Origin of the sequence: Aquimarina mycalae (assembly GCF_029906345.1) — a bacterium.
GTDB lineage: Bacteria > Bacteroidota > Bacteroidia > Flavobacteriales > Flavobacteriaceae > Aquimarina.
This window is the reverse complement of sequence record NZ_JARYGY010000002.1, coordinates 595448-606611: the sequence shown is the minus strand read 5'-3', so window position 1 is coordinate 606611 and position 11164 is coordinate 595448. Positions and strand designations below refer to the sequence as shown.

Below are 11164 nucleotides of genomic sequence, written 5' to 3'. Positions count from 1 at the left end.
ATTATGAAAAAGTTTATGCTGTATTTAGGAATACTAGGATTCTTAGGCACTTTTAGTATGAGTTGTACTTCGAGAGAGAATTCTTCAATCGATAGTTACTTAGGTTTTGATATTCCTAAAGATTCGTTAGATGTGTTTATTGATGCTAAAATGAAGGAATATAAAATCTCTGGAGCATCAATCGCAATTATTAATAATGGAGAAGTGGTGTATCACAAAATAGAAGGATATGCTAATGTGGAAGAAAAAAAAGCTGTAACCGCGCAAACTATTTTTGAAGGTGCATCTATTTCAAAACCAGTATTTGGTTTCTTTATAATGACTTTTGTAGAAGAAGGAATTCTTGATCTAGATAAACCATTATATCAATATTTAGAATATCCTGATATTGCTCATGATGAACGTTATAAAAGAATTACTGCAAGAATGGTATTAAGTCATCAATCTGGCTTTCAGAATTGGAGAGAGGACGATAAAGATAATATGTTGAAAATTCAATTTGATCCAGGTACAGATTACTTGTATTCTGGAGAAGGTTATGATTATCTGACCCAAGTGTTAAAACATGTTTTGAGAATAGATGATAAGGGGTTAGAAGAAGAGTTTCAAAAACGAATTGCTAGACCTATGGGAATGGATCATACCGTGTATATACAAAATGATTACACTAGAAAAAATAAAGCAGAGCCCTACGATAAAAATAATAATTGGATAGATTGGAAAAATGACTATTGGTTTAAAAAAGATGATAATAAATTTTCATCGCCAGCTTCAATTCATTCAGAATCAATAGATTTTTCTAAATGGATGATTGGAGTGATGAATGAGGATGTTTTATCTCCAAAAAGTTATGAAGAATTATTAAAACCACATTCTAAAGTACCTTACGATGATTTTGATGTTAGATATACACTGGGGTTTGCAAACTTAAAGGTGCATTTACTAATATTTATAGTCATGGAGGTAATAACATAGGGTTTACTAGTTGGTTTCTTTTAGATACTAAAAAAGATTGGGGATATGTGCTATTTACCAACTCAGAATATGGTGAGCAACTCGGGCAGGATATGTTTTTTTATCTGATCGCAGATCCAGGCTATACAAAACTATACTTTACATTAGGTGTATTATCTATTTTTCTTATTCTTGTGATAGTATTTTTAATAAAAGGGATTGCTAGGAGAATTAGAAAACCAAAGAACAAGAAGATTTAAACTATGGATACTAGATTAAATAAGTCGGATTATATTGTTATTATTATAGTATATGCGGTTACCATTCTCTTTAATTGCATAGATTATTATAGGTCTGGTAATGTACTCATAGAATATCTTATTGATATTCCTTTAGCTGCTATACTTTCTTTTGTAATAATTTTAATCTTTATGTATTGGCTTATTCCTAGCTATATAGTCAAAGAAAAGAAATATGTTCAATTTGTATTTTTTGGTCTCATTATACTCTGTTTTTTTGGAGCTATTGATTATTTAGCAGGATATTGGACTGGTAACGGTGATTGGAATAAGTTCCCTAAATGGTATGATTTTTTGCTTCAATGTTTCTTTAGATTGTCTGATGATGCTGGTTTTGTTTTTGGTATTTTACTAGCAAAAAAATTCTATGAAGGTCAAGCTCAGTTTTTTAACGTACAAAAACAGCAAAAAGAAAATGAATTAAAACTATTACGTTCTCAGATTGATCCTCATTTTTTATTTAATAACCTGAATACGTTAGATGCACTGATTGATAGTAATACAGCAAAGGCTAAAGAATATATTAATCGTTTATCATTGATTTATCGTTATTTGATTCGAACTAAAGATGCTGAGGTTATGGAACTTTCTGAAGAAATTGCGTTTGCAGAGAATTATATCTTTTTAATAGAAACTAGATTTGGAAAGGATTATGATTTTGAAATCAAAAAAGAAGATGAAGTAATGGATAAATTTATTCCTACTGGATCTATACAAACATTATTGGAAAATGTCGTAAAGCATAATAAAACAGAAAATAATAACAGTATAAAAGTGAGCATTGTAATAGAGAATAATTGGTTAACAGTAACCAATACTAAATCCAAAGTTCATTCTACAGAAGAATCTTTTGGAACTGGTTTAAAGAATTTAGAAGCACGTTACAAACTGTTGTCAGATGATCAGGTACAAATCCACAATACAGAATCAAAGTTTAAAATCTCGATTCCGATTATCAAATTAAGTTACGAATCTTAATATTATGAAGATATTAATTTTAGAAGACGAAATTCCAGCATATCAAAAGTTGATTATGCATCTTAATAGTTTTTTTGGAGAAGATTTTTCTCATGATTGGTCACGTTCGGTAAAAAACGGCAATGTATTCTTACAGAATAATATTTATGATGTTATTTTGTCTGATATTCAGTTGTTGGATGGTACTTCATTTGATTTATTTAATAATATATCCGTAGACTGCCCAATAATTTTTTGTTCTGCACATGATGAATATTTATTTCAAGCTTTTAACACTAATGGGATAGCGTATATTTTAAAACCATATTCAAAGAATGATTTTGAAAAGGCAATAGAGAAATATCAATCCTTATTTAAGCAAGGTCTTTATAATGTATTAGATCATACTACCATTGATATACTTAAATCTGCAATAAAAAAAGACGAGATAAGCTATAAAAAAAGATTTGTAATAAAAAGGACAAAAGGAATTCAACTTCTAAATGTTGCAGATATAAGTATTGTAAATGCTTCTGGAGATTTTTGTGTGGCAACAGATTTACGAGGAAAAACTCATCCGATTTTGGAGAAGATAGGAGTATTAACTGAATTACTAAATCCAAAAAAATTCTTTAGAATTAATCGAAGTCAGATTATCCATATCGAATATATAGAGACAATAGAAAATCATTTCAAAAATAGGTTGCTAATAAAATTAATTGGATTAGAAGAAAAAGTGATGACTAGTTCTTCAACAACTTCAGATTTTAGGAAATGGATAGAACAATGATCTATAAGTAGTTATAAACAAAAAAAAATACTTTAAGAATATGGTTGATAAAATCGTCATATAATTGAATAGATATTATATATGACACATATTAAATTTATAAGTAAAAGTTATTGTATTTTTAGGTATCTAAAATTCGTAAACTCTTTTAAACTTTTAATATGGAAAATAACAAATCATCTCACGGTTCGGGTAATGGTGCTTTTGGAGAAGACATGTGTCCTTTTTTAAATGGCTCACTAAAGCAGGGAGCAGGTAGTGGTACCACTAACCGTGATTGGTGGCCTAATCAGTTAAAATTAAATATACTTCGTCAAAATTCTGAGTTATCTAATCCGATGGGAGATACCTTTAATTATGCAGAAGAATTTAAAAGTCTTGACTTGGCTGCTATAAAGAAAGATTTATATGATCTTATGACGGATTCGCAAGATTGGTGGCCTGCGGATTATGGTCATTATGGAGGGCTTTTTATTCGTATGGCATGGCATAGTGCTGGTACCTACCGTATACAAGATGGTCGTGGAGGAGCTGGTTCTGGATCACAACGTTTTGCTCCCTTAAATAGTTGGCCTGATAACGGAAATCTTGATAAAGCACGATTATTATTATGGCCAATCAAACAAAAATATGGAAGAAAAATATCTTGGGCAGATTTGATGATCCTTGCGGGAAATTGTGCGCTTGAATCTATGGGTTTTGAAACCTTTGGCTTTGCTGGAGGACGAGAAGATATATGGGAACCAGAACAAGATATATATTGGGGTTCTGAAACAGAATGGCTTGGTAATGAAGAGCGATATGATGACGGAGAACTAGAGAGTACGTTAGGAGCAGTTCATATGGGACTTATTTATGTAAACCCTGAAGGTCCTAATGGAAATCCAGATCCGATGGCATCAGGAAAAGATATTAGAGAGACGTTCGGACGTATGGCAATGAATGATGAAGAAACTGTAGCACTTGTTGCAGGAGGACATACTTTTGGAAAAGCTCATGGCGCTGCTGATCCAGATACATATGTAGGAGCAGAGCCTGCAGGAGCAAGTATTGAAGAACAAAGTTTAGGTTGGAAAAACACTTTTGGAAGTGGTGTTGGAAATGACACTATTACAAGTGGTATTGAAGGTGCTTGGACGCCAAATCCGACAAAATGGGACCACGACTATTTTAGAGTGCTTTTGGATTACGATTGGGAATTAACCAAGAGTCCAGCTGGAGCGCATCAATGGACACCAACTGCGGGATCTAATGCGGATGTTGCACCAACAGCTGGAGATGCATCTAAGACACAAGTGCTTATGATGACTACTGCAGATATGGCACTTAAAATTGACCCAAAATATCTTGAAATTTCTAAACGTTTCCGTGACGATCATGCTGCTTTTGAGGATGCATTTGCACGTGCTTGGTTTAAATTAACACATAGAGATATGGGACCTGTTGCTCTTTATCTTGGTTCAGAAGTTCCTAGGGAAGAATTGATTTGGCAAGACCCAATTCCTGCAGTTACTCATGAATTAATAAATGATGCAGATATAGCGTCCTTAAAGAAAATGATTCTTGCTTCAGGACTTACAATTTCTGAATTGGTAAGCACCGCTTGGGCGTCCGCTTCGACGTTTCGTGGTTCTGATAAAAGAGGAGGAGCGAATGGTGGAAGAATAAGACTTGCACCCCAAAAGGATTGGGAAGTAAATAACCCAGCGCAATTGGCAAAAGTGCTAGAAGTATTAGAAGGAATTCAAAAAGAATTTAATGCAAAAGGTAAAACAGTTTCTATTGCTGATTTGATAGTGCTTGGAGGTTCTGCTGGAATAGAAGAAGCTGCTAGAAGTGCTGGGCATAAAATTACAGTGCCTTTTACAGCTGGACGAACGGATGCTTCTCAGGAACAAACGGACGTGACTTCTTTTGCAGCATTAGCGCCAGTTGCAGATGGTTTCCGTAATTACCAAAGAAGTCAATTTAAAGTTTCTGCAGAAGAAATGTTGATAGATCGTGCAAATTTGTTGACATTAACAGCGCCAGAAATGACTGTTCTTGTTGGAGGTTTACGTGTGCTAGATACAAACTATGATGGATCTCAACATGGAGTGTTTACTGATCGTTCGGGATCTCTTACCAACGATTTTTTCGTAAACTTACTAGATATGATTACTACTTGGAAGGCAACTTCTGATCAGGATACAGCGTTTGAAGGCCGTGATCGCAGAACCGGAGAACTCAAGTGGACAGGCTCTCGTGTAGATCTTATATTTGGTTCTAATACTGAGTTACGGGCACTTGCAGAAGTGTATGCTTGCAAGGATTCTGAAGAACGTTTCGTAAAAGATTTTGTACAAGCTTGGAATAAAGTGATGAATCTTGATCGTTTTGACATTTCTTAATTTCCCTAGATTTTATATGTTGTAACAGGTGATTTGAATTCAAGTCACCTGTTATTGATATACTAATGAATAGAATTATAAATTTCTCCTAATTTTTATAGAGTGGATATTTTTTTTGATATCTTCAAAAAATACCTTTTCTAATCGAAGTTTTGTTTAATCATCAAGTTACTATATGGATACTATTTTTAATGCTATAAGATCAGAAAATTTTGATACCATAAAACAATTGTTGGATACCAATGCTGATCTTGTTAATACAAAAGATCAAAGAGGATCCACTCCTTTATTGCTAGCTACATATTATGGATTAGAACAGATTACAGAACTTCTGCTAAAATATAATCCTGATATCAATGCTCAGGATGCTTCGGGTAATACAGCACTTATGGGAGTGTGTTTTAAAGGGTATTTTAATATTGCTGAATTGCTAATTTCTTCTGGCGCAGATGTTGAGATAAAAAATTATAATGAAGCAACAGCCTTAATATTTGCTGCTACTTTTGGTCAAAAGGAGATTATTAAATTATTAATTAATAATGGAGCTGATATCCAAGTAAAAGATAATAAAGGATATACGGCCGAAATGCATGCGAAAAACCAAGGAATCGACTTTTCGGAATTTTTGAATAAAACTAAGTGAGTATAACTAATGACATAGAAGGTATAAAATCTGTAAATATAAAATCTACAGATATCAAAAGACGTCTGTTAATGTCTTCAAACATGGTAAAGATTTTTCAATCTTTCTTAAAAGAGAGTATTGGAAACGAAGTGATCGTAATAAATACAAATATAGGCATGGAAGTCTATTATTATTCTTCGAATGATTATAGCATATTTATTAAGGATAGTGTTATACTATATACTTTAAAGCATATTAATCCTGCTAAGTTAAAGTTTAAGTGTTATTTAAGAAGAGAAGAGGTACATCAAAGTTTTTGCGAAGCGCTTTTTACTTTTTCTCAATACCCTCAAATTTTCTTGGCATATGCTAAGAAATTTATTCGTCTTATAGATATAAATGAAGATAGTCGTTTTGTTATGCCCATATTAAACAACTTTTTTGAAGATACATTGCAGTTGTTAAAGGAAACAGGAAAGGTTCCTCATTATGAAAAAATTCAAAATGAAAAAAATAAATCTCAGAAATCAGATCTTAATCAAAAAATGATTGATAATCTGATTTCTGAGATTCTATTAAAGAAACATAGAAATTAATCTAAGATTTTTAAAACTCTGCATTTAATGGAGTTCTTGGATATGGAATTACATCACGAATATTACCCATTCCTGTAACAAATAACACAAGTCTTTCGAAACCTAATCCAAAACCACTGTGTTTACAGGTTCCAAAACGACGCGTATCCAAATACCACCATAATTCTTCTTCAGGGATATTAAGAGCAGCCATTTTTTCTTTTAGCACATCAAGGCGCTCTTCACGCTGAGAACCTCCAACAATCTCTCCAATCCCAGGAAATAATATATCCATAGCTCTTACTGTCTTACCATCTTCATTTAAGCGCATGTAAAAAGATTTAATATCTGCTGGGTAATCGAATAATATTACAGGACATTTAAAATGTTTTTCAACTAAAAAACGTTCATGCTCACTTTGTAAATCAGCTCCCCAATCATTAATAGGAAACTTAAATTTCTTCTTTTTGTTGGGTTTAGAATTTTTGAGAATCTCAATTGCCTCAGTATAACTTACTCGTTTAAAGTTGTTGTCTAGAACGAATTTCAGTTTATCTCTTAATAACATCTCTGCACGTTCTGCCTGAGGTTTTTGTTTGTCTTCCTGTACCAGACGATTTTCTAAAAACTCTAAATCATCCTGACAGTTATCTAACATATATTGGATTACATACTTTATAAAATCTTCTGCAAGATCCATATTTCCATCCAAGTCACAAAAAGCAACTTCAGGCTCTACCATCCAGAATTCTGCAAGATGACGAGAAGTGTTAGAGTTTTCTGCTCTAAAAGTAGGTCCAAAAGTATAGACTTGCCCTAATCCCATAGCATACGTTTCGGCTTCTAATTGCCCAGAAACTGTAAGATTGGTTTCACTACCAAAAAAATCTTGTTTATAATCCACCTCACCGTTTTCATCTTTTGGAATGTTGTTTAGGTCAAGGTTTGTAACTTTAAATGCTTCTCCTGCTCCTTCTGCATCACTTCTTGTAATCACAGGAGTATGTACATAGTAAAAGTCATTTTTTTGGAAGTACTCATGGATAGCAAAGGATAATTTTGATCGCATTCGCATAATTGCTCCAAATGTATTAGTTCGCACCCTTAAGTGGGCTTGCTCTCTTAATTTTTCTAGACTATGGCGTTTAGGTGATAGAATAGTTAATTTTAGTTCTTCAGGATCAGCTACTCCTTCTATATCAACGTTGGTAACTTTAATCTCAACACGCTGACCTTTTCCTTCACTCTCTACCAAAGTACCAGTTACGGAAATTGCTGCTCCTACATTGATCTTATCAGTAATCTTTGCATCAATAGTGTTGTCTTCGATAACACATTGTATATTTTTAATTGTAGATCCGTCATTTATCGCTATAAAACGATCATTACGAAAAGAACGAACCCATCCTTTTACCGTGACAGGCTGTAATAGTTTCTCACTCTTTAATACGTCTATTACCTTAGTATGTTTCATCAATTTAGTTTTATTTGTTTTACATCGGTCAGATGGAATGAGCAAGCTACGGTTTTTAGATAGTTTGCTTATTTCATTTATTTGGGTTAATCTTCTTGTTTTATAGTTTTCTTTCCCAAATTAATAAATACAAAATTTTAAGGTAGCAAAGATAATTTTTTAATCGAATTGATACATAATCTTATCCTTCAAAAAAAGAATACTAAGTAATTAATATTTTGGTATTCTTTTTGATTGAATTAAATGAGTCTATAATAAAAAATATAAAATCTGACGGTTTTGACAATGTTGATTCGATGTAAAAACCGTAAAATAAAGTATTTTCGGGGAAAAAATAGTTTTTTTCTATTTTTTTACTAAAACTATAGTAAATATTCCTACAGAATAATAAAGTATAGTAAACTGATATTTAGATAATTAAATTTTTTATATTATTTTTTAGACTACAAATAAAATGTTAAAAGTATATTTATTTTAGCGCATGGGGGAATTCCCCCCCTTGAAGGTGTTTCAAAATACAAAAAGGGGATGTATATTGCATATGCAATTATGACGATTGTGTTTACGTTAAGTTTAGTTCGATAGGTTTTGGGGTAATCTATCTTACACGAAGCCTCGCTAGTTTACTGGTGAGGCTTCTTTTTTTGTAACATTTGACAATTAGAAAAACCGTTATTATTTCTCTTCTTCATCAGCAAGTTCGTCGTCACTTGCAATAATTTTTAAGGCTGGTTCTTTTAGCGTCTTTTTATTAGCAATACTTCTTTCTAAAGAAAGTAAAAGAGAAGGTAAAAGTAGTAGATTAGCTAACATTGCGAATAGTAATGTGGCAGAAACTAGCCCACCTAACGCTTTGGTACCTCCAAAACTTGAAATCATAAATACAGAAAAACCAAAGAATAAAACAGTAGAAGTGTAGAACATACTTACTCCAGTTTCTTTTAATGCTGCAAAAACAGATTTGCGAATTCTCCAGTGATTAGACTTTAGTTCTTGGCGATATTTTGCTAGAAAATGAATTGTATCATCTACAGAAATACCAAATGCGATGCTAAATACTAGTATAGTTGAAGGTTTTATAGGAACTCCTAAGAACCCCATTAAGCCTGCAGTCATCAACAACGGAAGCAGGTTAGGAATTAATGATATAATGATCATTTTAAATGATCGGAACATCCAAGCCATAAATAATGCGATTAATATAATGGCTAATCCAAGCGAAAATATAAGGTTCCATACTAGATAATTTGTTCCTTTCTGAAAAATAAGTGCCTTTCCAGTAAAAGATATTTCGTATCGATCTTTTGGGAATATTTTCTCAAGTTTTGGAGCTAAGTTAGCTTCAATTCTTTCCATTTCTTCTGTACCTACATCTTTCATAAATGTAGTGATCCTAGCATATTGTCCAGTCGAATCGACATAGCTATTCATAGCGGCAGTTTCGGATTCAAAACTTTTGGCATATGGTAAAATGAAATTTCGTTCTTGTCTTGTAGGTAATTGATAATATTTAGGATTCCCTTTATAATAAGCTTGTTTAGCATATTTTACTAAGTTGACAATAGAAATAGGTTTTGATAATTCTGGGGTTTCTTCTAATAAATCTTCTAATTGTTCCATTCTACGTAATGTAGGTAGTTTTAGAACTCCTTGTTTACGTTTTGTGTTTATAAGAATTTCTAAAGGCATGATGCCATCAAACTCATCTTCAAAAAATTGGATGTCTTGAAAGAATCCTGCTGATTTTGGCATGTCTTCTAATAAACTACCAGAAACTTTAATGGTGTAAATTCCAATAATGCTTGCAATAAGTATAACGACAGAAGAACAATATATCGTTATTCTTCTTGTCTTAACTACATGCTCCATCCAGTTAACAAGCCTTTCTACCCATTGTTTTCCTAAGTGTTTTAAATGCCTTTCTTTAGGTTGAGGCATATAACTATAAATGATGGTTATAACGAGAAGACAAAGTATAAAAAGAGCTACTATATTTAAGGCTGCTACTATACCAAACTCTTTTAACAATTTACTTTCAGTAAGGGCAAAAGTGGCAAAACCCGCGGCAGTAGTTACATTGGTCATTAATGTAGCATTTCCAACCTTGGTAATAACACGCTGTAAAGATTTTGCTTTATTACCGTGTTTTTTTATTTCTTGCTGATATTTATTAATAAGAAAAATACAGTTTGGGATTCCGATAACAATCACCAAAGGAGGAATAATAGCCGTTAATACGGTTATTTCATATTGTAGTAGGCCTAATAATCCAAAAGCCCACATTACACCTATAATAACCGCAGTCATTGAAATAAAAGTGGCTCTGAAAGATCTAAAAAAGAAAAAGAAAATAAAGGATGTCACTAACAATGCAGCTAAAATAAATATTTGAATCTCATCCATTATATTTTGAGAATTCATAGTTCTGATATATGGCATACCAGAAACCTTAACATCCATTTCGTATTTTTCTTCGAATTCCTCTATTTTCGGATTTAGGACTTCTTCAATAAATTTTTTCCTTACAATAGTGTTTACAATATCTTTGTTTAGATAAATTGCACTTTGTATAGTTTTGGATTTGTTACTGTAAATTAATCCTTCGTAAAAAGGAAGTTTATTAAATAACTCATATTCATATTTAGAGACATTTTTCTCTGTATATACACTGTCTTTAATAAAAGGTACGAGTTCAAATCTTGCAGGATTCTCTTCTTTTTTTAGCGTTTTTAGGTCACTTACCGAAATGACTAAATCAATCTCGCTATATTGTTTAAAGGAATCATTAAAATCATTCCAGGCTTTTAGTTTCTTTGGGGTGAAAAGAGAACTGTCACTCACTGCCATTACAATGAGATTACCTTCATCTCCAAATTTTTCAAGAAATTCCTGATATTTTAGATTTACTTCGTGATCATCAGGAAGGAGGTTGGCTTCGGAAAAAGAGAAACGCATATTTTTCCATTGAAAACCAAGAAAAACTGTGATCCCGATTATAAGTATAAATATTACCGCTCTATTACGGAGTATAATTCCAGCTAATGTATTCCAAAATCCGAAAGTTAATAACTTTGCCATTCTCTATTTTTCCTTGTGCAAA

The 11164-nt window shown here is 32.4% G+C and carries 8 protein-coding genes; 6 read left to right on the top strand and 2 right to left on the bottom strand.

Annotated elements, in window-relative coordinates:
* The first annotated feature begins 3 nt into the window (after nt 1-3).
* The 6 genes from QBK95_RS07310 (at nt 4) to QBK95_RS07285 (ending at nt 6611) form a co-directional block, all read left to right on the top strand.
* A complete protein-coding gene (locus QBK95_RS07310) occupies nt 4-975 on the top strand; it encodes a serine hydrolase domain-containing protein (RefSeq protein WP_280932089.1) in 972 nt (323 codons plus the stop codon).
* A 242-nt stretch (nt 976-1217) separates the two neighbouring features.
* The gene (locus QBK95_RS07305; RefSeq protein ID WP_280932087.1) at nt 1218-2231 is read left to right on the top strand and encodes a sensor histidine kinase; all 1014 of its coding nucleotides are present in this window, start codon (nt 1218-1220) and stop codon (nt 2229-2231) included.
* A gap of 4 nt (nt 2232-2235) precedes the next feature.
* Nucleotides 2236-3000 carry a LytR/AlgR family response regulator transcription factor gene (locus QBK95_RS07300; protein WP_280932084.1) on the top strand — a complete coding sequence of 255 codons (765 nt, stop codon included), beginning with the start codon at nt 2236-2238 and terminating at the stop codon, nt 2998-3000.
* A 161-nt stretch (nt 3001-3161) separates the two neighbouring features.
* Nucleotides 3162-5390, top strand: a complete 2229-nt coding sequence (gene katG, locus QBK95_RS07295) for a catalase/peroxidase HPI (RefSeq protein ID WP_280932082.1) — start codon at nt 3162-3164, stop codon at nt 5388-5390.
* Between the two features lie 175 nt (nt 5391-5565).
* Nucleotides 5566-6033 carry an ankyrin repeat domain-containing protein gene (locus QBK95_RS07290; protein WP_280932080.1) on the top strand — a complete coding sequence of 156 codons (468 nt, stop codon included), beginning with the start codon at nt 5566-5568 and terminating at the stop codon, nt 6031-6033.
* A complete protein-coding gene (locus tag QBK95_RS07285; protein WP_280932078.1) occupies nt 6030-6611 on the top strand; it encodes a hypothetical protein in 582 nt (193 codons plus the stop codon). The genes QBK95_RS07290 and QBK95_RS07285 overlap by 4 nt, the downstream gene beginning before the upstream one ends.
* Before the next feature lie 10 nt (nt 6612-6621).
* On the opposite strand, the gene asnS is transcribed toward QBK95_RS07285, so the two are convergent.
* Nucleotides 6622-8064, bottom strand: a complete 1443-nt coding sequence (gene asnS, locus QBK95_RS07280; protein ID WP_280932076.1) for an asparagine--tRNA ligase — start codon at nt 8062-8064, stop codon at nt 6622-6624.
* A gap of 675 nt (nt 8065-8739) precedes the next feature.
* Nucleotides 8740-11142, bottom strand: a complete 2403-nt coding sequence (locus QBK95_RS07275) for an efflux RND transporter permease subunit (RefSeq protein ID WP_280932075.1) — start codon at nt 11140-11142, stop codon at nt 8740-8742.
* Nucleotides 11143-11164: the final 22 nt, after the last annotated feature.